This window comes from Isoptericola sp. NPDC060185, from assembly GCF_042728595.1.
Lineage (GTDB): Bacteria > Actinomycetota > Actinomycetes > Actinomycetales > Cellulomonadaceae > Isoptericola.
The window spans coordinates 1-24254 of record NZ_JBHWYY010000047.1; the positions used below are offsets into that span (position 1 = coordinate 1).

General features: G+C 74.5%; 18 protein-coding genes. 7 read left to right on the plus strand and 11 right to left on the minus strand.

Annotated elements, in window-relative coordinates; all coding sequences use genetic code 11:
• Positions 1-51: 51 nt before the first annotated feature.
• The 3 genes from ACFWDO_RS14665 to ACFWDO_RS14675 form a co-directional block, all read right to left on the minus strand.
• A complete protein-coding gene (locus ACFWDO_RS14665) occupies positions 52-1032 on the minus strand; it encodes a carbohydrate ABC transporter permease (protein WP_380327108.1) in 981 nt (326 codons plus the stop codon).
• On the minus strand, positions 1029-2018 hold the full coding sequence (locus ACFWDO_RS14670; RefSeq protein ID WP_380327111.1) for a carbohydrate ABC transporter permease: 990 nt from the start codon (positions 2016-2018) through the stop codon (positions 1029-1031). Before ACFWDO_RS14670 ends, ACFWDO_RS14665 begins: the two co-directional genes overlap by 4 nt.
• 113 nt (positions 2019-2131) lie before the next feature.
• Complete coding sequence (locus ACFWDO_RS14675) at positions 2132-3535, minus strand: ABC transporter substrate-binding protein (protein ID WP_380318903.1); 1404 nt, start codon at positions 3533-3535, stop codon at positions 2132-2134.
• Between the two features lie 224 nt (positions 3536-3759).
• Here ACFWDO_RS14675 and map point away from each other — a divergent pair, with 224 nt between their 5' ends.
• Positions 3760-4542: a type I methionyl aminopeptidase gene (gene map / locus ACFWDO_RS14680; RefSeq protein WP_380318906.1), complete on the plus strand. Its 783-nt coding sequence runs from the start codon at positions 3760-3762 to the stop codon at positions 4540-4542.
• On the opposite strand, the gene ACFWDO_RS14685 is transcribed toward map, so the two are convergent.
• Positions 4526-5362 carry an HAD family hydrolase gene (locus ACFWDO_RS14685; protein WP_380318909.1) on the minus strand — a complete coding sequence of 279 codons (837 nt, stop codon included), beginning with the start codon at positions 5360-5362 and terminating at the stop codon, positions 4526-4528. The two genes, map and ACFWDO_RS14685, sit on opposite strands and share 17 nt — an antisense overlap.
• Positions 5359-6630 (minus strand): serine--tRNA ligase, encoded by a 1272-nt coding sequence (serS, locus tag ACFWDO_RS14690; protein WP_380318912.1) that lies wholly within the window; start codon positions 6628-6630, stop codon positions 5359-5361. Before serS ends, ACFWDO_RS14685 begins: the two co-directional genes overlap by 4 nt.
• 189 nt (positions 6631-6819) lie before the next feature.
• On the opposite strand from serS, the gene ACFWDO_RS14695 reads away from it, so the two are divergent.
• Positions 6820-7929: a diacylglycerol/lipid kinase family protein gene (locus ACFWDO_RS14695; RefSeq protein WP_380318915.1), complete on the plus strand. Its 1110-nt coding sequence runs from the start codon at positions 6820-6822 to the stop codon at positions 7927-7929.
• A 147-nt stretch (positions 7930-8076) separates the two neighbouring features.
• Positions 8077-12687, plus strand: a complete 4611-nt coding sequence (locus ACFWDO_RS14700) for a hypothetical protein (RefSeq protein ID WP_380318918.1) — start codon at positions 8077-8079, stop codon at positions 12685-12687.
• Here ACFWDO_RS14700 and ACFWDO_RS14705 read toward each other — a convergent pair.
• Positions 12671-13291, minus strand: a complete 621-nt coding sequence (locus ACFWDO_RS14705; protein ID WP_380318921.1) for a TetR/AcrR family transcriptional regulator — start codon at positions 13289-13291, stop codon at positions 12671-12673. The genes ACFWDO_RS14700 and ACFWDO_RS14705 overlap by 17 nt on opposite strands.
• Positions 13292-13417: 126 nt before the next feature.
• On the opposite strand from ACFWDO_RS14705, the gene ACFWDO_RS14710 reads away from it, so the two are divergent.
• Positions 13418-14215 (plus strand): SDR family NAD(P)-dependent oxidoreductase, encoded by a 798-nt coding sequence (locus tag ACFWDO_RS14710; RefSeq protein WP_380318924.1) that lies wholly within the window; start codon positions 13418-13420, stop codon positions 14213-14215.
• An 87-nt stretch (positions 14216-14302) separates the two neighbouring features.
• Here ACFWDO_RS14710 and ACFWDO_RS14715 read toward each other — a convergent pair whose 3' ends face one another.
• Entirely contained in the window at positions 14303-14860 is a 558-nt protein-coding gene (locus ACFWDO_RS14715) for a hypothetical protein (RefSeq protein ID WP_380318927.1), read from the minus strand.
• A gap of 206 nt (positions 14861-15066) precedes the next feature.
• Here ACFWDO_RS14715 and ACFWDO_RS14720 point away from each other — a divergent pair, with 206 nt between their 5' ends.
• The gene (locus tag ACFWDO_RS14720; RefSeq protein WP_380318930.1) at positions 15067-16023 is read left to right on the plus strand and encodes a hypothetical protein; all 957 of its coding nucleotides are present in this window, start codon (positions 15067-15069) and stop codon (positions 16021-16023) included.
• A 34-nt stretch (positions 16024-16057) separates the two neighbouring features.
• Here the strand turns inward: ACFWDO_RS14720 and ACFWDO_RS14725 are convergent, their stop codons facing one another.
• On the minus strand, positions 16058-17308 hold the full coding sequence (locus ACFWDO_RS14725) for an ROK family protein (protein ID WP_380318933.1): 1251 nt from the start codon (positions 17306-17308) through the stop codon (positions 16058-16060).
• A 216-nt stretch (positions 17309-17524) separates the two neighbouring features.
• On the opposite strand from ACFWDO_RS14725, the gene ACFWDO_RS14730 reads away from it, so the two are divergent.
• Positions 17525-19204 (plus strand): glycoside hydrolase family 13 protein, encoded by a 1680-nt coding sequence (locus ACFWDO_RS14730; protein WP_380318936.1) that lies wholly within the window; start codon positions 17525-17527, stop codon positions 19202-19204.
• Positions 19205-19331: 127 nt separating this feature from the next.
• Positions 19332-20573 (plus strand): MFS transporter, encoded by a 1242-nt coding sequence (locus ACFWDO_RS14735; RefSeq protein WP_380318939.1) that lies wholly within the window; start codon positions 19332-19334, stop codon positions 20571-20573.
• A gap of 29 nt (positions 20574-20602) precedes the next feature.
• On the opposite strand, the gene ACFWDO_RS14740 is transcribed toward ACFWDO_RS14735, so the two are convergent.
• The 3 genes from ACFWDO_RS14740 to ACFWDO_RS14750 are packed head-to-tail and all read right to left on the minus strand — an operon-like array spanning position 20603 to position 24155.
• Entirely contained in the window at positions 20603-22009 is a 1407-nt protein-coding gene (locus ACFWDO_RS14740) for an MFS transporter (RefSeq protein ID WP_380318942.1), read from the minus strand.
• Positions 22006-22995: a ChbG/HpnK family deacetylase gene (locus ACFWDO_RS14745; protein WP_380318945.1), complete on the minus strand. Its 990-nt coding sequence runs from the start codon at positions 22993-22995 to the stop codon at positions 22006-22008. The genes ACFWDO_RS14740 and ACFWDO_RS14745 overlap by 4 nt, the downstream gene beginning before the upstream one ends.
• Positions 22992-24155, minus strand: a complete 1164-nt coding sequence (locus ACFWDO_RS14750; protein ID WP_380318948.1) for an ROK family protein — start codon at positions 24153-24155, stop codon at positions 22992-22994. Before ACFWDO_RS14750 ends, ACFWDO_RS14745 begins: the two co-directional genes overlap by 4 nt.
• Between the last annotated feature and the right edge of the window lie 99 nt (positions 24156-24254).

Below are 24254 nucleotides of genomic sequence, written 5' to 3' on the forward strand. Positions count from 1 at the left end.
GGGCTCCTGCCCGGGCCGCCGTCGTCGTCCCCGCTCCTTCTCTCTCCCCCGTCAGCCCTTGACCGCACCCGCGAGCATGCCGCGGACGAAGAAGCGCTGCAGGCCGATGAAGACGATCAGCGGCACGACCATCGCGATGAACGCGCCGGCGGTGAGGAGGTACCAGTCGCCGCCGCGGGTACCCGCCAGCTCGGCGATCTTCACCGTCAGCGGCTGGTACGCCGGATTGGCGAACGTCAGGCCGACGAGCAGGTCGTTCCACACCCACAGGAACTGGAAGATCGCGAACGACGCGATCGCCGGGACCAGGAGCGGGAACAGCACGCGGAAGAAGATCTTCACGTGCCCGGCGCCGTCGACGCGGGCCGCCTCCACGAGGGACGCCGGGATGTCCTTCATGAAGTTGTGCAGCAGGAAGATCGCCAGCGGCAGCGCGAAGATCGAGTGCGACAGCCAGACGGTCCAGAAGCTGCCGGACATGTTGGCGCCGAAGACGGCCTGGAAGAAGTCGTTCGAGTCGACGTAGTCGGCCAGCAGCGGCACCAGCGCCACCTGCAGCGGCACGACCTGCAGGGAGAACACCGCGACGAACAGGAAGTTCCGCAGGGGGAACTTGATCCACGCGAACGCGTACGCCGCCAGCAGCGACAGCGTGATCGGGATGAGGACCGCCGGGATCGTGATGACGAACGAGTTCACGAAGAACGTCGACAGGTCGTTGCTGTTCCCGTAGAGCGCCTCGTTGTAGTTGTCCATCGTGAACGTGGCGTTGCCGGTGAACACCGTCCACCAGCCGCTCTTGCGGATGTCGTCCTGCGGCCGGAACGACGTGATGAGCAGCCCCAGCGACGGGATCGTCCACAGGATCGCGATGATGATCGCGATCCCCGACGCCCACGGGGAGCTCAGCTTGCCCTTGGTGGCGATCGCCCGGCGCTCCATGCGGGAGAGCTTGCGGATCTGCTGCTGCGGGACGTCGTCGTCCAGCGCGGCGCCCGCGACGGCCTGGCCGGGGGTGGGTGTCGAGGTCATCGGATCTCCTCCGACTTGCGCATCTGCCGCACGTTGTAGGCGATGATCGGGATGACGAGGATGAACAGGACGACCGCGAGCGCGGCCGCGAGCCCCTGGTTCCCCTGCCGGAAGGCCTGGGTGTAGAACTCGTTCGCCACGACCTGGGTGCCGAACTGGCCACCGGTCATCGTGCGCACGATGTCGAAGGCCTTGAGCGTTCCCATCGCGATCGTGGTGAGCACCACGACCAGCGCCGGCCGGATGCTGGGCACCGTGATGTAGCGGAACATCCCCATGCCGTGCAGCCCGTCCAGGCGGGCCGCCTCGACGATGTCGTCCGGGATGGCCTTGATCGCCGCGGACAGCACCGTCATGGCGAACCCGGTCTGGATCCAGATCATCACGACGATGAGGAACCACGTGTTCCAGGGCTGCCCGATGAGGAACTGCTGGGGCGGCAGACCGACCCAGACCAGCACCTGGTTGAGCAGGCCGATCTGCTCGATCCCCGGCTGGTCGGGGCGGAACTCGTAGACGAACTTCCAGATGATCGACGCGCCGACCATCGAGATCGCCATCGGCACGAACACGAGCGCCTTGGCGAGCTTCTCGAAGCGGGTGCGGTCGACGAGCACCGCGTACGACAGCCCGATGACCGCGCTCAGCAGCGGGGCCAGGATCACCCAGGCCGCCGTGACCACGAGCACGTGCTGGAACTGGCCCTCGGTGAAGGCCCGCACGTAGTTGTCGAACCCGACGAACTCGGATCCGTTGCGGTTGAAGAACGACTGCCACAGCGTGATGAGACCCGGACGCAGCAGGCCGTACGCGAGGAACAGGAGCGGCACCCCGACGAAGCCGAGCGCCACCACCCACGACGCGATCCGCTTCGGGCGGTCCACCAGGAACAGGATGAGGCCCATCACCGCGGCGAACAGCGCCACGGCGAGCACCATGAGCAGGAGCTTCTGCGTCGTGGTGTCGGGCTCGAGCAACCAGGACATCGACGACCTCCTCGAGAAGTCAGGGAACGACCGGGGTCAGGACGCACGGTCCGGGCACGTCGGACGACGTGCCCGGACCGCGGGATCGAGCAGGGTTCAGGCGAGCGGCAGGGTCAGCTGCTCGGCCAGGACGCCTCGATCTTGTCCGTGACCTCCTTGGTGCTCGCCCCCGTGAGCCAGTCGACGATGCCGGTCCAGAACGTGCCGGCACCGACCTCGCCCGGCATGAGGTCCGAGGCGTCGAAGGCGACGACGGTGTTCGGGTCGGACAGGACGCCGGCGACGTACTGGTCGAACTCGGTGGCGAGGTTCTTCGGGTCGAGCCCGCTGTTGGCGCTCACCCAGCCGCCGTCGGGGGTGTTCAGCGCCTTCTGGTTGGCCCAGTCGTCGCTCGAGAGGTAGGTCTGGAAGGCCTGCACCTCGGGCTTGTCGCTGAACGCGGCCACGAACTCGCCGCCGCCGAGCATCGGCTTGACGTCGGTCTGGTCCGTGGGCAGGTAGAAGGCGAACACGTCGCCGTCCTTGGAGACCGTGGTGCCCTGGGGCCACTGGGTCTGGTAGAAGTTCGCCGCGCGGTGCATCCAGCAGTTGCCGTCGAGGATGCCGTTGCCGGCGTCCGTCCACGACTGCGTGGCGATCGAGTTGACGTCGCCCAGGCCCGCGTTGACGTAGTCCGGGTTCTTGAGGATCTCGCCCGCCGTGTCCCAGGCCTTGACGACCTTGGGGTCGTTGAACGGGATCTCGTGGGTGTACCACTTCGTGTAGTCCTCGATGCCCGCGGTGCGGAGCATCATGTCCTCGATGAAGTCGGTACCCGGCCAGCCGGTCGCGTCACCGGACTCGACGCCCGCGCACCAGACCTTCGCGCCGTCGTTGTCGTCGTGGATCTTCTGGGTGAGGTCCAGCAGCTCGGTCCACGTCTGCGGGACCTCGTAGCCGGCGTCCGCGAACATCTTCGGCGAGTACCAGACGAACGACTTGGCGTTCGCGCCGAGCGGCGCCGAGTAGAAGGTGCCGTCGACGGTGCCGTAGCCCTTCCAGGTCTCGTTCCAGAACTCGTCGACGTTCTTGGCCGTCGCGTCCGGCGCCGGCTTGATGGCGTCGGGGTAGTCCTTGACGATCGTGTTCAGCAGCCCGGGCTGCGGCAGGTACGCGATGTCGGGCGCGTTGCCCGCCTTGATGCGCACGAGCAGCTGCGCCTCGAACTCGCGGGACGCCTCGTAGTTGATCTTGACGCCCGTGCAGTCCTCGAACGCCTTGTAGGACGCCTGCTGCGTCGCGCCCTCGGGGTCGACGATCGAGGTGTAGACGTTGACCGTCTTGCCGTCGAGGTCGCCGAACTCGTCGTACGCGGAGCAGTCGATGGCGGCTGCGGAAGCGCTACCACCTCCAGTGTCCTCCCCGGTTCCGCCTTCTCCGTCCGGGTCGCTGCAGGCGGCCAGCACGAGCGCCAGGCTCGCGCCGGTCGCGGCCAGCGCCAGGGCGCGTCGCCGCGCCGTCGTCGTTCGTGTGGTCATGCCAAGCTCCTCCACTGCGTCGTGGTTCACGGAAGTTTGCCCACCGATCGGCGGCTCGTGATCCCAGGTCCCCCTAGACCGGGATACTGCCTCCCCCTGGAGTTCATCGCACCTGGGCCACCCGATGCAAGTTCCTGCAACACGTTTCACGGTCACGACTCGATGACGATTCATGACACCCTGGTGCCGGACCCGTGTCACGACCGTTTTCCGAGAGGACCACCATGATCGAGCTGAGGAGCCCGCGAGAGATCGACCAGATGCGCCCCGCCGGGCGTTTCGTGGCCGACGTGCTCACCGCGGTACGCGACGCCGCCGCCGTCGGGGTGAACCTGCTCGAGCTCGACGCCCTCGCCCACCGCATGATCCGCGACCGCGGCGCCGAGTCCTGCTACATCGACTACCACCCGTCGTTCGGCGCGATGCCGTTCGGCAAGGTGATCTGCACGTCCGTCAACGACGCCGTCCTGCACGGCCTGCCGTTCGACTACGCCCTGCGCGACGGCGACCTGCTGAGCATCGACTTCGCCGCCTCCGTGGACGGCTGGGTCTCGGACTCCGCCCTGTCGTTCGTGGTCGGCGGCTCCACCACCCCGGAGCGCGCCGCCGCCGACGCCAAGCTCATCAAGACCACCGAGGTGGCGCTCGAGGCCGGCATCGCCGCCGCGCTCCCGGGCAACAAGATCGGCGACATCTCCGCCGCGATCGCCGAGGTGGCGCACGGCGCGGGCTACACGATCAACACCGACTTCGGCGGGCACGGCGTCGGCCGCACCATGCACGGCGACCCGCACGTGCCGAACGACGGCCGGGCCAAGCGCGGGTTCCCGCTCAAGCCGGGCCTCGTCATCGCCATCGAGCCCTGGTTCCTCGAGACCACCGACGAGATCTACACCGACCCCGACGGCTGGACCCTCCGGTCCGCCGACGGCTCCCGCGGGGCCCACAGCGAGCACACCATCGCCGTCACCGCCGACGGCCCGCTCGTCCTCACCGCCCGCGACTGACGCGCGGAGGCAGGGAGAGCAGCACCGGGACGACGCCGTCCTCCTCGATGGAGCCGGTGACCTCGTCGGCCGCGGCGCGCACGACGTCGTCCGCGTGGCCCATCGCGACCCCGCGACCCGCCCAGCGGAGCATGTCGACGTCGTTGTGCCCGTCGCCCACCGCGACCGTGGCGGCCGGGTCGACGCCCAGCTCCGCGCGCAGCCGCTCCAGCCCGGACGCCTTGGTGACGCCCTTCGGGGCGACGTCCATCCACGCCGTCCAGCCGATGGCGTAGGTGACGTCGCCCAGACCCAGCCGCGCGGCCATCGCGCTGAACTGCGCCGGGGTGTGCTCGGGGCTGCGGATGACCACGCGCGTCACGTCGCGGGACCAGAGCTGCTCGAACGCCACGACCTGGTGCACGCCGTCGAGCTCGCCCTCCGGGAAGAGCGCGTTCATCCGGAAGCCGACGCCGATGTCCTCGACGGCGAACCGGGCGTCGGGCAGCTCGGTGCGCAGCAGGCGCAGCGCCGGACCCGGGTCGAAGGTCCGCACCTCGTCGAGCTCCCAGCCGTGCGGCAGCGCCGGGTCGAGGCGCACGGTCACGGCGCCGTTGGAGCAGACCATCCAGCCGGACGTGATGCCCAGCAGCTCGGCCACCGGCGTCATCGCGACGAGCGACCGCCCCGACGACAGCACCACGTGGTGCCCCGCGTCCTGGACGGTGGCCACGGCGTCGCGCACCGCGGACGACAGGCCGCCGTCGTACCCGAGCAGCGTCCCGTCGATGTCGAGGGCGACGAGGTGCGGCGCGACGGCCTGCGCGGGGGGCGCGCTCACGCGACCGGCTCGAGCACCTCGAGGCCGCCCAGGTAGGGGCGCAGCCCCTCGGGCACGCGCACCGAGCCGTCCGCCTGCTGGTGGTTCTCCAGGATGGCGACGATCCAGCGGGTGGTGCCGAGCGTGCCGTTGAGCGTGGCCACCGGGCGGGTGCTGCCGTCCGCGGTGCGCTCGCGCACGCCCAGGCGCCGGGCCTGGAACGTGGTGCAGTTCGAGGTGGACGTCAGCTCGAGGAAGCGCTGCTGGGTGGGCAGCCACGCCTCGCAGTCGAACTTGCGCGCCGCCGACGAGCCGAGGTCGCCCGCCGCGGTGTCGATGACGCGGTACGGCAGCTCGACCTTCGCCAGCATGGCCTCCTCCCAGGCGAGCAGACGCTGGTGCTCGGCCGCCGCGTCCTCGGGGTCGCAGTAGCTGAACATCTCGACCTTGTGGAACTGGTGCACGCGGATGATGCCGCGGGTGTCACGACCCGCGGCGCCCGCCTCCCGGCGGTAGCACGCGCTCCAGCCCGCGTAGCGCCGCGGGCCCTCCGACAGGTCGAGGATCTCGTCCGCGTGATAGCCCGCGAGCGCCACCTCGCTGGTGCCGACCAGGTACAGGTCGTCCTTCTCCAGGTGGTAGACCTCGTCCGCGTGGCTGCCGAGGAACCCGGTGCCGCGCATCGTCTCCGGCTTCACCAGCGTCGGCGTGATCATCGGCGTGAAGCCGGCCGCGACCGCCTGGTCGACGGCGGCGTTCAGCAGCGCCAGCTCCAGGCGGGCGCCGATGCCGGTGAGGAAGTAGAACCGCGAGCCCGACACCTTCGCGCCGCGCGCGGTGTCGATCGCGGCCAGGCCCTCGCCGAGCTCCAGGTGGTCGCGCGGGGAGAAGCCCTCGGCCTCGAAGTCGCGGGGCGTGCCCACCTGCCTCACGACGACGTAGTCGTCCTCGCCCCCGGGAGGGGCGCCCTCGACGACGTTCGCGATGCGGTAGAGCAGCTCGTCGACCTCCGTCGCGGCCTCCGACGCGTCGGCCTGCCTCGCCTTCACCTGCTCGGCGAGGTGCTTGGTGCGGGCCAGCAGCTCGGCCTTCTCCTCGCCCTGCGCCTTCGCGACCTGCTTGCCGAGCGCCTTCTGCTCCGCGCGCAGCGTCTCGAACTCCGTCAGGGAGGAACGACGGCGCGCGTCGGCGTCGAGCGCCGCGTCCACGAGGGCGGGGTCGTCGCCGCGGGCCAGCTGGCTCGCACGGACGACGTCGGGGTTGTCGCGCAGCAGTCGGAGGTCGATCACGCCCGCAAGCCTAACGGCCGGGCCGCTCGCGACCCCACGGACATCCACGCGGCTCCCCGCCCGGAACGACCTCGCGGGGGCCGGACCGCCCCGCCGCACACCCCACACCTCGCGGCTCCCGGAACTACCTCGGCGTGAGATGGGCGACTTCGCCGGGTCCGGCGGCACGATCCGTCGTAGGTTGCCGTCATGCCGGATGAGTACGCGGGTGCCGTCGCGCTCGTCGTCGTGCTGGTCCTCGCCCTGTCGGCGCTCACCGCCACCGTGGTCCTGTGGCGACGCACCCGCACCCGCGAGCACGCCATGGCGGATCGGGACGCGCAGCGCGTCGAGGACGGCCGGGCCCGGGGCCTGCAGCTCGCGGTGGTCATCAACCCGTCGAAGGAGGGCGCGGCGGACGTGCGTGCCGTCGTCGAGCGGGTGTGCGCCGACGCCGCGCTGCCCCGGCCCCTGTTCTACGAGACCACCGTGGACGACCCCGGCACCGGCCAGGCGCGGCAGGCGCTGGCGGACGGGGCCGAGGTGGTGGTCGCGGCCGGCGGCGACGGCACCGTGCGCGCCGTCGCCGAGGCGCTCGCCGGGACGGGGCGGCCGATGGGGCTCATCCCGGTCGGCACCGGCAACCTGCTGGCGCGCAACCTCGACCTGCCGCTCACGTCGGTCACCGACGCGGTGGCCGTCGTGCTGGGCGGCACGGACCGGGCCATCGACGTCGGCCGGGCCCGGGTCACCGAGTACGCCGCGGACGCCGAGGTCCCCGACGACCGCGACCGCGCGCACATCTTCCTCGTCATCGCGGGCCTCGGCTTCGACGCCGCGATGGTGGCCGACGCCGACGACCAGCTCAAGGCCAAGGTCGGGTGGGTGGCGTACTTCGTCGCCGGCGCGCGGCACCTGCACGGGCGGCGCATGCGCGCCACCATCCGCCTCGACGACGGCGAGGCGGTCGAGGCGCGGCTGCGCAGCATCATGGTCGGCAACTGCGGCCGCCTGCCCGGCGGCATCACCCTGCTCCCCGACGCCGTGATCGACGACGGGGAGCTCGACGTCGCCGCGATCGACACCCGCGGCGGGCTCGCGGGCTGGGCGCAGCTCTTCGGCGAGGTCGTGGCGCAGGGGCTGGGCGTGCGCAACGACCTGCCCGGCAAGATCGGCCGGATCGACCACACGCGGGCACGCCGCGCCGTGATCCGGGTGGACGACGGCGAGCAGGCCCAGGTCGACGGCGACCCCCTCGGGATGGCCGTCGAGCTGGAGACCTGGGTCGAGCCCGGCGCACTCGTGGTCAGGACCGGCTGACGCTCGCCGCGGCACTCTCGGCGCACGGGACCGGCTGACGCTCGCAGAGGCACCGCGGGCGCAGGAGAGGAGCTGATCGTGTGAACGTCCCCACCCGGCCCGTCACCTGCGGCGGCCCGGCGGACCGCCCCGCTTAGGGTGGCCTGCGTGATCAGCCCCGCCCGCCCGTCCTCGGCCGTCCGCGCCTCGCGCGCCACCCTGGTCGTGGCGGCCCTGCTGCTCCTGCTGCTGACCACGCTCGCCGGCGCCGGGCGCGCGGCGGCCGCCCCCGCCGCCGACGACGCCGAGGCCCCCGACGCCCCGCTGGTCCTGGCCGGCGTCTCCGGGCTCCAGTGGTCGGACGTGGACGCCACCCGCACCCCGCACCTGTGGCGCCTCATCGGCGGCGGCTCCGTCGCGTCGATCGCCGTGCGCACGTTGACCCCCACCTGCCCCCTGGACGCCTGGCTGTCGATCTCGGGCGGGAGCAAGGTCACGGCGCAGCACGAGGAGGACGTCGCCGACGACGACCACGGCGCGGACGGGGACGACGACGCGGGCTCGGCCGCCCAGGAGGACGCCTCCGCCCTCGGCTGCCCGCCGGTGCCCGCCCCGTCGCTCACCTCCGGCACCGCGGAGCGTGCGAGCGTGCCGGGCTGGTCCGGGCTCACCGCCGTCGACCCCCTCGTGCCCGCGACCGCCGAGCCGGGCGCCCTCGAGCGCCTGGTCGGCGTGGCGGGCACGTGCGCGACGGCGGTCGGCCCCGGCGCTGCGGTGGCGCTCGCCGACACCGACGGCGACGTGTCGCGCTACCTGTCCGACGCCCGCCAGCTCACGGCCGAGCAGGTGGCAGAGTGCCCCGCCACCGTCGTCGACCTCGGCGTGCTGCCCGACGCCGCGGGCGAGCGGGCGGCCGCCGTCGAGGCGCTCGACGACCAGGTCGGGCGGCTCGCGGGTCTCCTGCCTACGGGCGGGCGGCTCGTCGTCGCGGGCGTCTCGGACACCCCGCTCGGCCCGTCCGACCTGCAGGCCGTGGTCGACTGGACCTCGCCCGGCGGCCATGCCACCTGGCTCACCTCCACGTCCTCGCGCTGGGTGGGCGTCGTCGTGCTCGCCGACCTCTCCGCGACCGTGGCCGACACCGTGACCGGCGGCGCGCTCTCGGGCACCAGCACCGACGAGGGCGACGGCGACGACGCCACCGCGGACGAGGAGCAGGGCACCGACCCCCTCGCCGCCGCCCTCGACCCCTTCACCGGGTCCCCGCTGGAGCGCGGCGACGAGCGGCGCATCCCCGTGGCCCGCACGGTGGAGAACCGGCAGTACCTCAGCGTGCTCACCGACACGGTGCCGCGGCTGTCCCCGCTGCTGCTCGGCGTCGTCGTCCTCGCCGACGTGCTCGCCGTCGCGGCGCTGCTCCTCGCCCGCCGCCGCGGCGGCACCGCCCGCGCCGGCCTCCCGCCCGCCGCCTGGCGCGTGACCCTCGCCCTGCTCGTCGTGGCCGCCGGCCTCCCCGTCGCCGCGACCCTCGCGACTCTGGCGCGCTGGTGGGCCTGGCCGTCGCCCGTGATGACGCTGCTGCTCGCGCTGACGGGCGCGGCCCTCGTCGTCGCGCTCCTCGCCTGGTGGGCGCGGCGCCTCCTGCCGGCGTCGCCGTGGCGGCTCACGACGTGCCTCGCGGCCGTCACCTGGCTGGTGCTCACCGTCGACGGGCTCACCGGCACCACCCTCCAGCAGGGCTCGCTGCTCGGGCCGGCCCCCTCGATGGGCGCGCGGTTCTACGGCTTCTCCAACACCGTCTTCGCCGTGTACGCGGTGGCGGGGCTCGTCCTCGCCGCCGGGTTGGCCGCCCTGCTGCGGGCGCGCGGCGTCCGCCCGGTGCGCGCCGGGGCGGTGGCCGGAGTCGTCGGCGTCGTGACCGTGGCCGTCGACGGGCTGCCGCCGTTCGGCGCCGACCTGGGGGGAATCCTCGCGCTGGTGCCCGGCTTCGCCGTGCTGGCGCTGGGCGTCGCCGGGGTGCGCCTCACCTGGCGTCGCGTGCTGCTGGTGGGCGCCGCCACCGTCGCCGTGGTCGCGGTCGTCGCCGTGGTCGACTGGCTGGTCGGCGGGTCCAGCAGCCACCTGGGCGGCTTCGTGCAGTCCGTGGTCGACGGGCGCGCGGTGGGGGTCGTCGCCGGCAAGGCCGCCGGCGCCTGGGCCACCGTCGCGAACCCCGCGGGCGCCGCCGCGCTGGTCCTGTGCGTCGCCGCCGCCTGGGCCGTGCTCGACCCGGACCGCGCCCGCCTGCCGGGGCTCGCCGCCGCCTACCGCCGCGACCCGCTGCTGCGCCGCCTCGTCGTCGCGCTCGTCGTGACGGCCGCCGTCGGCTCCGTCCTCAACGACTCCGGCATCGCCGTCGGGTTCCTCGTGCTCACCCTGGCGGTGCCCGTGCTGCTCGCCGGCCACCTCGAGGACGCCGCCCCGGCGACGGCCGACGTCCACGAGCCCGGCATCCGGCGCATGCCCACCGTGCTCGTCACCGCCGGCGGCACGCTGCTCGTGGTGCTGCTGCTCGCGTCGTCGGTGGTCTCCGCGGCGGGGCTGCGGTCCGCGTCCGACGTCGCCCAGGCCGGCTCGCAGGTCACGCCCTCGCGGGCGGACACCGTGGGGGTCGACGGCCCGCTCGTGGTGGTCGGCACCACGGGCGTGCGCTGGGACGACCTCGCCGAGGGCCGCGCCCCCACGCTGCAGGGCATGCTCGCCGACGGCGCGTCCGCGGGCGGCGTGTCGCAGCCGACCGGGGCCGGGAGCCGCTGCGTCGACGGCGGCTGGCTGGCGCTGTCGGCCGGCACCCTCGCCGAGGTGGCGACGGGCCGTGCCGCCGACGGCTCCTGGCAGTGCCCGACGACGCGGCCCGAGGCCCGCGGCGACGGCGCCACCGTCGGCGGCTGGGACGCCCTCGTCGACCTCCAGAAGGGCTCGACGTACCAGGCGCGCCTCGGCACGCTCGGGGCGCAGCTCGCCCCGGCCGGGTGCGCCACCGCCGTCGGCCCCGGCGCGGCCCTCGCGCTGGCCGACCCCGCCGGCGACGTCGCCCGCTACCGCGAGCTGGACGACGCGCTCGAGGCCGGCTCGGACGGGTTCGACTGCCAGGTCACCGTGGTGGACGCCGGCGACGCGACCGCGCCCCCGGCCGACCCGTCCCTGCCCGCCGACGAGGCGAGGGCCGTCCGCCTGCAGGGCCACGTGGACCGCCTCGCCCAGGTGGACGACACCGTGCGACGGGTCCTGGCCGCCGTCCCCTCCACCGCCACGGTGCTGGTCGTCGACGTGGCCGGCACCCCCGGCACCCGCCCCGTGCTCGGCACCGCCCTGGTGCGCCCCACCGCGACCGGACCCGACCAGCCGCGGTACCTCACGAGCGCCGCGACCCGCACCGACGGGGTCGCCCGCGTGCTCGACGTCCCCGCCACCGTGCTGGGCGCCGCCGGCCTCACGCCCGTCGCGCCCGTGCAGGACACCCCGCTCGCCTGGGGCTCGCCGCGGCCGCAGGACGCCACGGCGTCGGCCGACGCGCTGAGCGACCTCACGACGCTCGACCACGTGCGCCGCACCGTCTACACCTGGTTCGTCGACGTCCCCCTGTACGCCGGGCTCGCGCTCGCACTGGCCTGCCTGGCCGTGGCCGCCCGGCCGCAGGCCGACACCGACCGCGCCCGCGCGCGGCGCCGGCGGCTGTGGGCGTGGGCTCGCGGCGCCGCCCTCGTGCTCGCCGCCCTCCCCGCGGCGTCGTTCCTCGTGTCGCTGAGCGGGTGGTGGCGGTTCGACCAGCCGATGCTCGCGTTCGTCGTGTCGGCGCTGGTCGCCACGGCGGTCGTCGCGGCGCTCGGCGCGCTCGCCCCCCGGCGGCCCGTCTGGCTGGGTCCGGGGATCGTCGCGGGGCTGACGTTCGTCGTGCTCACGCTCGACGCCGTCGTCGGCACCCCGCTCAACCGGGCGAGCCCGCTGGGCGCGGCCCCCACCTTCGGGGCGCGGTTCTACGGGTTCGGGAACCCGACGTTCTCCGTCTACGCGGTCGCCGCCCTGGTCGTCGCCGCGGCCGTGGCGCAGCCGCTGGTGCGGGCCGGGCGGAGACGGACCGCGGCCCTCGCGGTGGGCGTGATCGGCGTCGTCACCATGGTCGTGGACGTGTGGCCCACGCTCGGCGCCGACCTCGGCGGCGGCCTGGTCCTCGTGCCCGCGTTCGCCGTGCTGGGGCTGGCCACCTCCGGGGCCCGGCTCACGCTGCGCCGCTTCGTGGGCGTGGCCGCCGTGGGCGTCGGCGCCGTGGCCGCGGTGGGGGTCCTCGACTGGCTGCGGCCGGAGGACGAGCGCTCGCACCTGGGCCGCTTCGTCGCGCAGGTGGTCGAGGGCGAGGCGTGGGAGACGCTGGCCCGCAAGGCCGGCTACGCCGCCCGGTCGCTGCTCGGCGGCGTGCCCGTCTGGCTGACGGTGCTGGTGCTCGTCGCGGGCGCGCTGCTCCTGTTCGCGCCGGCGCGGTTCACGCCGCGCTGGTTCGCCCGCACCGAGGAGGCGTGGCCGCTGCTGCGCCCGACCGTGCTGGCCCTGTGGATCGTGTGCGTCGCCGGCTCGGCCGTGAACGACTTCGGCATCCGCATCGCCGCCGTCGCGCTGGTGCCCGCCGTCCCCCTCCTGACCCTGGCCGTGCTGCACGCGCTCGAGACGCCCGCCGCCGACGGGGAGAACGGGGACGGCGACGACGCCGGGGAGGACCTCCCGGAGGTCAGCGCCCGCCGGTGAGGCGGCGGAAGCAGCGGACGGCCAGCTCGGCGGGGCCGTCCGGCCCGCCGACGGGGGCGTCGGTCGTGACCCACTCCTCCAGCGCGATGCGGATGGCGTCGGTGGCGGCGGCCGCGACGAGCCTGCGCTCCAGCCGGTCCTCGTCGGGCGCGAGGCCGGCGAGCAGCGGCTCCAGCTGCTGTTCGGACTCGCGGTTCACGCGGTACCAGACGTCGGCCAGCGCCGCGTCGCCGGGGACGCTCCGCAGCAGCCCGCGGGTGCGCAGGAAGTCTCGCTCGTCGGCGTCCTCGTCCGGGCTGAGGGCGGCGCGCATCGCCTCCTCGACGGCGGGCAGGAGCCCGTCCGCCGCGTCGCTCGCGGCGAGCCGGGCGCGCCACCGGTCGGCGCCCACCGCGAGGAGCGGCGCGACGGCGTCCTCCTTGGTGCGGCAGTACCGGTAGAAGGTGCGGAGCGAGACGCCGGCGTCGGCCGCGACGGCCTCGGCCGTGACGGACGCGGCGCCCCGCTCGCCGAAGAGCCGCGCGGCGACCTCCGCGATCTCCAGCTGGGTCGCGGCCTTGCGCCGCGCGGTGAGGGAACGGGGCGGCTCGGGCTGCAGGGTCACGGCCTCCACCCTACGCGCGGGATGACACCATGCCACACTTGGCCTCTCTGACACGTTGTGCCATTCAGGCGTACAGTGAAGCGGTATGGGCGCGTGCCGCGCCCTCCACGCGCGAAGGAGACGACCATGACGACGACCACGAACCGCTACGACGGACGCCGGGTGCTGGTGACCGGGGCAGGCTCGGGCATCGGGCAGGCCACGGTGCTGCGGATGCTCGCGGAGGGCGGTCGCGTCGTCGGCGCCGACATCAGCGAGGCCGGGCTCGCCGACACCGTCGCGAAGGCGGGCGAGCACGCCGACCGCCTCGACGTCGTCACCATGAACATCGCCGACGAGGAGTCCGTCCGGGGCGGCGTGGGCGCCGCCGTCGAGCGTCTCGGCGGCCTGGACGCGCTGGTCAACGCCGCGGGCATCCTGCGCTCGTCGCACACCGAGCAGACCACGCTGGAGAGCTTCGAGCAGGTGGTGCGGATCAACCTCGTGGGTACGTTCCTCGTGATCCGCGAGGCGCTGCCCGCCCTGCTCGAGGGCCGGGGCGCGGCGGTCGTCAACTTCAGCTCGACGTCCGCGATGTTCGCCCACCCGTACATGGCCGCCTACGCCGCCAGCAAGGGCGGGGTGCAGTCCATGACGCACGCGCTCGCCGCCGAGTACGCCGGCCGCGGCGTCCGGTTCACCGCCGTGCAGCCCGGCTCCATCTCCTCCGGCATGACCGACGGCTCCGGCGCCAGCCGCCAGAGCATGGGCCCCGGCCTGCCCGAGGACGCCGACATGCGCCTGTTCGCCAAGCTGCAGCCCGCGCTCGGCAGCGGCTTCGCCGGCCCGGAGACCGTCGCGTCGGTCGTCGCGATGCTCGCCAGCGACGACGGCGCGTTCATCACCGGCACCGAGGTCCGCATCGACGGCGGGACCCACTTCTGACCGCGCACGGCTGACCGCCTCCACGGGGTGGTCCGAGACTCGGACCACCCCGCGGACTCTCGAACTACCTCGCGGATCTCGGCACGGTCAGTCGTCGCCGCCGTCGTCCTCGCCGAAGTGGGCGACGTGCGCGTGCTGGTCGTGCTTGACGAAGAGGCGGAGCTCGACGTCCCGGCCGTCGGCCTGCTGCGCCAGCACGCGGCCGATCGTGTCGCCCTCGCGGGCCGCCGCCTCGGCGATCACGTCCCCGTGGTCCGCCGTCGCGCCGGACGTCCACGTGGCGCGCTCCGCCAGGACGCTCCGCGCGTCGGCGGCGCCGCCCGCGCCGAGGTCGGCGCCGGTGAGCCCCTCCACCTGGGCGCGGTCGAGCGTGATCACGGTCTTGTGGTCGTCCGTGTAGCGAACCGTGTACGCCGCGGCGCCGTCCGCGTCGTCGGTCGCGGCTTCCGTCGAGGCGTCCGTCGGGGTGCCGGCGGCCGACGACGTGGCGGTGTCGTCGTCGAAGCCGGCATCGTCGGGGGCCGCGCAGGCGGCGAGCGCGAGGCCCGCCGCGAGCACGCCCGCGACCAGGGCCGACGACCGCCGTGCCGCCGAGCTCCGGAGTGCCGGGCGCCGAGGCGTCGGGTGCCCAGGTACGTGCGTCATCGGGTCTCCTCGATGGTCGGGTGCCGACCACCAGCCTACGAATGGAATCCCAAGATTCGGGGCGCCGCGGGCCGATGGTGGCCCCCGTCACCGGTGCCTCCGGTCACAGGGCGTCCGTTCGCAGGCCATGGGCACCTCGCCCCATGGAAGGGCACCGACCACGCCACCTAGGCTCGCTCCGCCGAGCGACGACGGAGGGGCCGACCTTGAAGACCACGACTCGAACACTGGCGACCGCGACCGTCGGCGCCGCCGCCCTGCTGCTCGCCGCCTGCTCCGGAGGGGACGGGGGGCCGACCTCCGCGGACGAGGCCGGCACGGACGCGCACGGCCGAGCCGCCAGCACCGTCTTCGACTTCCCCCTGGACGGCATCGAGCCCGCCACCGACGTCACCGTCGTCGTCCCCGACGACCTGCGCGAAGCGCTCGGCGTCCAGGCCGGGGCCGTCCTGGTCGACAGCATCCACGTCACGGCGCACGACCTCGACGGGCTGGACCACTGCGCGGCCGACCTCGCGATCACGTACGCCGACGGCGGCCTCGAGGCGATCGCCGGACCGGTGGACGCCGAGGCGGCCGCGGAGGAGGCCCGCGACTTCGCGGAGCACGAGCTGCTGTCGGCCTTCGACGTCTCGTCGCTGGACGAGGCAGCGGCCCGCGTCGACGACCTCATCGAGCAGGAGGGGACAGGGCTCCGGTCGCAGCTCGTCCACATCGGGCTGGTCGGTTCCGACATGGGCGACCTCTACGAGGAGGGCGACACCGGCGCCGAGCTCGTGGCGAAGGGCATCTCCTCCGCCGAGGAGTCGGCCGCCGAGCATGCCCGGAAGGTGACGGCCACCCCGGTCGCGGATCGCATCGCGCCGGCCCTCGACCTCGCCGAGACCGGCGCACCCGCCTCGGAGCTGGACGACGCCGCCCCCGAGGACGGGGTCTACGTCACCGACGACGGCTCGACCGTGACCGTGGTGGGCGACTGCGCGGCCGACCCGTTCGACCCGGACGAGGCCGTCGAGCTGGAGATCCCCGCGACCGACGACGACGGCGACCTCACAAGCTTCGCCGAGGTCCAGCTCACCACCATGACGGACGGCACGGTCTGGGTCGGCGGCAGCGTCGACGACTACATCCGCGACGCGAACGGCGACTGGATCAGCGACTGACGCCGAGGGCAGGCGACCCCGCGCCGCGCGGTGATCAGACCGAGACCCGCGCGGGCAGGTCCTGGTCCAGCGCCCGCGCGCGGACGTGCTCGACCGCGAGGCGCAGCGCGCCCGACCGCACGACGTCCGGGCCCAGGTCGGAGACCACCACCTCCACCGCCGGCGCGTGCAGGTGGTCCGGGAGCAGCCCGCGCGCGCGGTCGACCATCGGGCCGAGCGCGGGAGCCATCGCCCCCGTGACGATCACCCGGTCGAGGTCCAGCAGCCCCGACAGGACGGCGCAGATCCGCGCGAGGCGGTCGGCGAGGCCGTCGACCACCTGCTGCGCGAGGGCGTCGCCCGCCGCCGCGGCCGCGAGCACGTGCTCCGCGTCGAGGAGGTCGCGCGGGACGTCGGCCAGCGCGCTGCCCGCCGCACCGACGCCGTCGTCGGAGTCGTCGCCGGAAGCCTCTCCGGAGTCGAGGAGGCGGCGCGCCTCGTCCCGCGCCAGCGCGCCCAGGCCGTCGCTGGACCCGACGCCCGCCACCAGGTCGAGGACGCGCATCTCGCCGATCGCCCCGCGCGGCCCCCGCCGCAGGGCGCCGTCCAGCACGATGCCGGCCCCGATCCGCTCGCCCACGAGGAGCGCGGCGTACGCGGCGGCGCCGTCCCCGTGCTCGGCCTCGGCGACGGCGGCGAGGTTCGCGTCGTTCTCGACGACGACGTCCCAGCCGCGCAGCGCGAAGAGGTCGCCCAGGCCGGGGTTCATCAGCGCCCAGAACGGGTTGCGCTCGCCGGCGGGGACTCCGCCGGTCGCCACGGGCGCGGGCACCCCCAGCACCGCGGCGGCGACGGCCCCGCCGTCGCGCCCCGACCGGGCGACCGCCGCGTCCACGGCGTCGCGGACCGTCGCCCGGCGCGCATCGGCGTCGCTCGCCGGGTCCACCTGCACGACCTCCTCGGCGAGCACGCGGCCGTGCAGGTCCGCGACCGCCGCCGACACCCGGTGCTGACCCGCGTCGACGCCGACGACCAGCGCCGCGTCCGGCCGGAACGCGTAGCGCAGCGCCGGGCGACCCTTCGTGTACGCGCCGGCCGCGCGCGCGTCGTCGAGCTCGACGAGCCAGCCCCGGTCCGTGAGCTCCCGGCACAGGGCCAGGACGGTGGAGCGCGCCAGGCCGGTGGCGGCCATGAGGTCGCTGGCCGTGACCGGCGCCCCGTCCCAGACCTCCTGGAGCACGCGCTCGGCGTTGAGCCGCCGCACCAGGTGCGTCGAGGGCGTCGTGGCCTCGGGGCCGTTCGTCATCGCGCTCCCGCCTCGCGTCGTCCTCGCGTCGTCGTCCGCCTCGGCGCCGGTCCCACCGACAGCCGACGCCAGGCGGTTGATTCTAGGCCGCGATCTTCTCGCGGCCCGAGGGGGTTGACCCCTCGGGAGCACGGGTGAGATCGTGCTGGACGGATTAAATTTCAGTCCACCATTTAGTACGACGACGTACCGGTCCACCGAGGAAGGGCATCACCGATGAGCGACCTGCTCGACGTCCCCGCCACCGCTGCCGAGGGCTCCGACGCCACCTGGTGGCGCCAGGCCGCCGTGTACCAGATCTACCCGCGCAGCTTCGCGGACTCCGACGGCGACGGCATCGGCAACCTGCGCGGCATCACCTCCCGCGTGGACTACCTGGCCGCCCTCGGGGTCGACGCCGTGTGGCTCAGCCCGTTCTACCCGTCCGCCCTGGCCGACGGCGGGTACGACGTCGCCGACTACCGCGACGTCGACCCGAAGATCGGCACGCTCGCCGACTTCGACGAGATGGTCGCGGCGCTGCACGGCGCGGGGATCCGCGTCGTCGTCGACATCGTCCCCAACCACACGTCGGACCTGCACGCGTGGTTCGCCGAGGCGCTCGCCTCCCCGAAGGGCTCGCCCGCCCGCGACCGGTACATCTTCCGCGACGGGCTCGGCGAGCACGGCGAGCTGCCGCCCGCGGACTGGACCTCCACCTTCGGCGGGCCCGCCTGGGAGCCGGTGGGCGACGGGCAGTGGTACTTCCACCACTTCGCCATCGAGCAGCCGGACCTCAACTGGGACAACCCCGAGGTGCGCGAGGACTTCCTGCGCACGCTGCGCTTCTGGTCCGACCGCGGCGTCGACGGCTTCCGCATCGACGTCGCCCACATGCTCACCAAGGACCTGCCCGCGCCGGGCGAGCCGCTCCCCTCGCAGGCCGAGCTCGAGGCGCTGCCCCAGGACGGGCAGCACCCGCTGTTCGACCGCGACGACGTGCACGACGTGTACGTCGGGTGGCGCGAGGTCTTCGACTCCTACGACCCGCCCCGCACCGCCGTCGCGGAGGCGTGGGTGGGCTCCGCCGAGCGCCGCGCGCGGTACGCGAGCAAGGACGGGCTGGGGCAGGCGTTCAACTTCGACCTGCTCGAGGCCGACTTCGACGCCGCGCAGTTCCGCCGCATCATCACGGCCAACCTGGAGCTCGCCGCCGCGTCCGGCTCGTCGACCACGTGGGTGTTCTCCAACCACGACGTGGTGCGGCACGCCACCCGCTACGGCCTGCCCCCGCGCGGGGAGGACCGGCGCAAGGGCGGCGCGGACTGGCTGCTCGCCGGCGGGCCCGAGGACCGGCTCGACCGCGCGTCCGGCCTGGCGAAGGCCCGCGCCGCGACCCTGCTGGAGCTGGCGCTGCCCGGCTCGTCGTACCTCTACCAGGGCGAGGAGCTCGGCCTGCACGAGGTCGCCGACATCCCCGACGACCAGCGCCAGGACCCGACCTTCTTCCGCAACCGCGGCGTCGAGATCGGCCGCGACGGCTGCCGCGTGCCGCTGCCCTGGACGTCCACCGGGCCGTCGCTCGGCTTCGGCTCCGGGCCTGCGCACCTGCCGCAGCCGGCCTGGTTCGCCGACCATGCCGCCGACGCCCAGGACGGCGTCGACGGCTCGACGCTGGAGCTGTACCGCACCGCGCTCGGCCTGCGGCGCCGGCTGCAGACGGCCGAGGAGCTCGAGTGGCTGGAGACCGGCTCCCCGGACGTCCTCGCGTTCCGCCGCCCGAACGGCTGGACCAGCGTCACCAACTTCGGCGCCGTCCCCGCGCCGCTGCCCGCGGGCGAGGTGCTGCTCTCCAGCGGCCCGCTGTCCGACGGCGGCACCCTGCCCGGCGCCACGACCGCCTGGCTCCGGGCCTGAGCCCGCCAGCCTGAGACCATCCGGCCCCTTCCCGGGCGTCGGGCGCCCGCACGTCGGGCGCCCGACGGCTGAGACGATGGGCCCCGCACCCCTCCCCGGCGCCCCCTGAAAGGCCGGCCACCCCACCGTGTACTCGCTCCTCCTGGCGATCGTCTACGTCGCCTTCGTCAGCCTCGGGCTCCCGGACTCGCTCGTCGGCGCCGGCTGGCCCGTCATGCACGCCGACCTCGGCGTCCCCGTCGCCTTCGCCGGCATCATCACGATGATCATCGCCGGCGGGACGATCCTGTCCAGCCTGGCCTCCGAACGGATGACGCGACGGTTCGGCGTCGGCGTCGTCACCGCCGTCAGTGTCGGCCTGACCGCCGCCGCCCTCGTGGGCTTCTCCGTCTCGGGCTCGTTCTGGGTGCTGTGCCTCTGGGCCATCCCCTACGGGCTGGGCGCGGGCGCGGTGGACGCCGCGCTCAACAACTACGTGGCCCTGCACTACGCGGCGCGGCACATGAACTGGCTGCACAGCTTCTGGGGCGTGGGCGCCTCGATCAGCCCGTTCATCATGAGCTACGCCCTCACCTCGGGCCTCGGGTGGTCGAGCGCCTACCGCATCGTCGGGGTCGCGCAGGCCGTGCTCACGGCCGTCCTGATCGTCAGCATCCCGCTCTGGGGCAAGGTCCGGCCGGCCCCGGCGGTCGGGGTCGCCGAGGCCACGGACGCGCCACCGTCCGACGACGAGGCCGCGGGGGGCCACCGCTCCCACGTCCCGCTCGCGACCGCCCTGCGGATCCCCGGCGTCCTGCTGATCCTGGCCGCCTTCTTCGCCTACTGCGCCCTCGAGAGCACCTCGATCCTGTGGGCGTCGACGTACCTGGTCGCCGACCGCGGCGTCGCGGACGCCACCGCGGCCGCGTTCGCGTCGCTCTTCCTCCTCGGCATCACCGCGGGGCGGTTCCTCGCCGGCTTCTTCGCCGACCGGATCGGTGACCGGCTGCTGATCCGCGGCGGCTTCGCGGCCGTCGGCGTGGGCGTGGTGCTCGTCGCGCTCCCGCTCGGCACGCCGGTGCCCGCCCTGGTCGGGCTGGTGATCATGGGGCTCGGGTGCGCCCCGATCTACCCGGCCATCATCCACTCCACGCCGGTCAACTTCGGCCCGCGCAACTCCCAGGCCATCATCGGGATCCAGATGGCCGCCGCCTACACCGGCTCGACCCTCGCGCCCCCGCTCTTCGGCGTGCTCTCGACATGGGCCGGGCTCTGGGTCTTCCCGCTGTTCCTCGCGGTGCTCGTGGCGCTGGGCCTGCTGATGTCCGAGCGCCTCAACCGGCTCGTCGCCCGGCGCGCGCACGCCCGCGACCTCGTCGGCCGGGCCTGAGCGCGCTGCCGAACAGGCAGTTGATACCGCTATGGGCGCGATTCGCGTCCCATAGCGGTGTCAACTGCCTGTTCGGCGCCCCGGGCGCGGAGGGGGTAGAGCCAGAAGCAGACGAACGCGAGCGCCGCGAGAGCCACGGGCACGCCGCCGAGGAGCAGGCGGACCCCGGTGGACACCGTCGCGGCCTGCGCCTCCGGCGCCACGCCCTCGACGTACCCGCTCGCGGCGAGCACGCCCGCCAGGACCACCGCCTGCACCACCACGGAGCCGCGCACCACGAAGCCGTTGGCGCCGAAGTACATGCCCTCGCGACGCAGGCCGGTGCGCCGCTCGTCGTCGTCGATCACCTGCCCGAGCGCCACCTCCAGCACCTGCATGAGGCCCGCCACGCCCAGCCCGACGGCGAGCCCCGCCGCCGCGGCGCCGGGCACCGTCGTGGGGATCAGGTAGAGGCAGGTCGCGAGCCCGTAGACGGCGACGACGGCGAGCATCGTCGTGCGCGGGCCGAGGCGGCGCACCACCCAGGACCAGCCCCAGATCGCCGGGATCGCGGCCACGAAGATCGGCGCCAGCATGAGCGTGGAGTCCGCCTCGACGCCGCCGACGGTGTACTTCACGTAGAACGGCACGCCCGCGAGCAGCACCGCCGTGGTGCTCTGCAGCAGCAGCGACCCGAGCACGTACGTGACGAACGCGCGGTTGGCGAACGTGTACCGGAGCTGGTCGCGCAGCCCGACCGCGGACTCACGGGCCCGGGCCGCGTCGTCGGCGTCCCGCTCCACCATCCCCGCCAGCGACCAGGCGAAGAAGCCGGCGCACACCACGGCGAGCGCGACACCCATCCACGCCCAGCCGATCGAGTCGTACAGCAGGGGCGCGCCCGCGGTGCCGAGGATCATGCCCACCAGCGCGAAGAGCTGCCGCGGGCTGTTGCCCCGCGCCCGCTCCGCCGTCGTGCGGAAGATCTCGGGGAACAGCGCGGACACGTTGAGCACCACCGCGACGTACGCGACGTCGAACAGCGCGACGACCACGAGGAACCACACGACCAGCCCCGCGGGCGGGAACGCCGGCGGCATCCACACGAGCGCGAACGCCACGAGCAGCGGCACCACGCCCAGCACGATCCACGGGACGCGGCGGCCCCAGCGCGTGCGGTGCCGGTCGGACGCCGCGCCGACCAGCGGGTTGAGCACTGCGTTGAGGATGCCGTGCGCCACCATCGCGGCCGCGACCCAGCCGGCGGGCACCCCGAGGTGGTCGACGTAGAAGAAGACGACGAACGCGGAGAACGTGTTCAGCAGGAGGTTCGCCGGGAACGCGGACGCCCCGTAGGCCACGGCCTGCGCGCGGCTCGGCGCCCCGACGAGGCGCCGGTCGCGCAACCGGGCGAGCGCCCCGCCCTCGCGGGCGGGCGCGGCCCCGGGTCGGCTCACCGCTCGCCCCGCTGCACCGCGCGCAGGTCGCGCCAACCCACCCGCACGAGCCCCTCCGCCGCGACGGTCGCCGCCACGTCCGGGTCGCGCAGCAGCCGCTCCTCGTACCCGCGCTTGGGGGCGGCGTAGTCGACGGCGTCGACCAGCTCGTCGCCCACCAGCATCGGGTGCAGGAAGATCTCGGTCACGCCGGGACGCACGCCCCGCAGCAGGTCGAGGAAGCCGGCCTTGACCGTCTCGTAGTCCTCGGCGTCGGGCGTGCCCTCCCCGGCGAGCTCGAACGGGTGCGTCCACAGCCGGTCGAGGATGACGACGCCGGCCGCGTCGGCGGCGGCCGTGGCGGCGTCGAGCAGCGCCTGCGAGCCGGGCGCGTCCGGGTCCGCGCCCATCGACTCGAGCCCGTCGAGCGAGCGCGGCAGGCGGAACGGAAGACCCCGCTCGGCGGCGAGCGCGAGCACCTGCGGCAGGAAGGAGCGGCCGGTCGCGAGCCCGTAGACCGAGCCCATGTGGTTGTCGAGGTGGCTCACGTCCACGCCCGCGGCGAGCGCGGCGTCCAGCTGCGCCGCGAGCTCGGCGGCGACGTCCTCGTCCGCCGCGCCCCGCTCCACGGCGTCCACGGCCGCGGGGAAGTACCCCGCGTCGTCCACCAGCGACGTGCCGACGCCCGTGAGCGGCCGCCAGCGGTACCGCGTCCACTCGCTGGTGAGCACGAGGTGCACGCCGACGTCGAGGCCCGGGTCCGCGGCCGCCGTGGCGAGCGCGTCCGGCGCCCACGGGCACGGCACCATCACCGTCGAGGAGTCCAGGTGCCCCGCGGCCAGCAGCGGCATGATCGCGCGGTTCGCGGCGCGGCACATGCCCAGGTCGTCGGCGTTGAGGATGATCGCGCGGGCGTCCGGGTCCAGCCCCAGGCGCGCGGTGAGGTCCGACGGCGCGGTCGTGTCGGACGTCGCGGTCGTGTCGGACGGCGTGCCCGGAGCGGTCACCGGGACGCCCCGCCGTCGCCGTCGAACGCCGCCGCCGCACGGTCCGCGACCACGGCGCGCAGGGCCTCGCCGGCCGCGTGCCCGGCGCCCAGCACGGCGCCGTCGGCGCCCAGCGGGGACGCCTCGATCCGGGCCGGCAGCACGGCGATGCGGTCGCGCAGGAAAGCGATGACCCGGTCCGCGACCGCCGGTCGCGCCGCCTGGTCCGCGAGGACGAAGAGCTCCGGGTCGAGCACGATCGCGAGCGACGCCACCACCACGGCGACGCGACGCGCCATCTCCGCCACGACCTCGTCCGCCACCCCGTCCCCGGCGTCCGCGCGGTCGATCAGCTCCCGCACCGTGATGTCCTCGGGCAGGTCGTGGTCCTTTGCGAGCGCGGCGACCGCGGCGTCGCCCAGCACCTGCTCGCCCAGCGCGTGGCCCGGCTGCGGCAGGAAGGCGACCTCGCCCGCGACGCCCGACGCCCCCCGGTGCAGGCGCCCGTCGAGCACGAGGCCCGCGCCGAAGCCCTCCCCGAACGCGAGCGTGACGAACGACGACCGGCCGCGGCCCGCCCCCAGGTGCTGCTCGGCGACGGCGGCGAGGTTCACGTCGTTGTCGAGCGAGACCGGACAGGCGAGAGCGTCGGCCAGCGCGTCGTGCAGCGTCGTGCCGCCCTTCTCGTACCCGGGCACGTGCAGCACGGTGGTGTGGTCGGCGCCGACGACGGCGGGGAACGCGACGACCGCGCGGCCCACCTCGACCCGGTGGCCCGGCCCGAGCCGCGCCTCCACGTCCTCGCGACAGGAGTTCGCGAGGCCCGCCGCGGCGCGCGCCCGGGCCACCGGCGTGGGCTGCACGTCCCGGCGCTCGGCCCGCGCGCGCACCGTGCCCGTCGCGTCGACGAGGGCCACCCGCACGCGGTCGCGCGCGACGTCGACGCCGAGCCCGAAGGCCGAGTCCGGGTCCACCCGGACCTCGCCCGGCGCCCCGTCGGCGACGACGGCCCCGGCCTGGGTCAGCGCGGCGAGCGCGCGGTCGACGGTCGCGGCGGGCAGGCCCGTCGCCTCGACCACGGCGCCCTCGCCGGCGGGCTCGCCGGAGGCCAGCGCGTCCAGCACGGCGCGGACGTCGGGCCCGCGCAGCGGGTCGGGGGTTCCGGTGTCAGAGGTGGGCATCGAGCCTCCGTCAGGGGTGCGGGACGGGAAGCCCCGCCCGGGCTGCGAGCCTAGCCACGCCCCCGGGGGTTGTCGACGCAGGCCCCGCCGCCCCTGCGG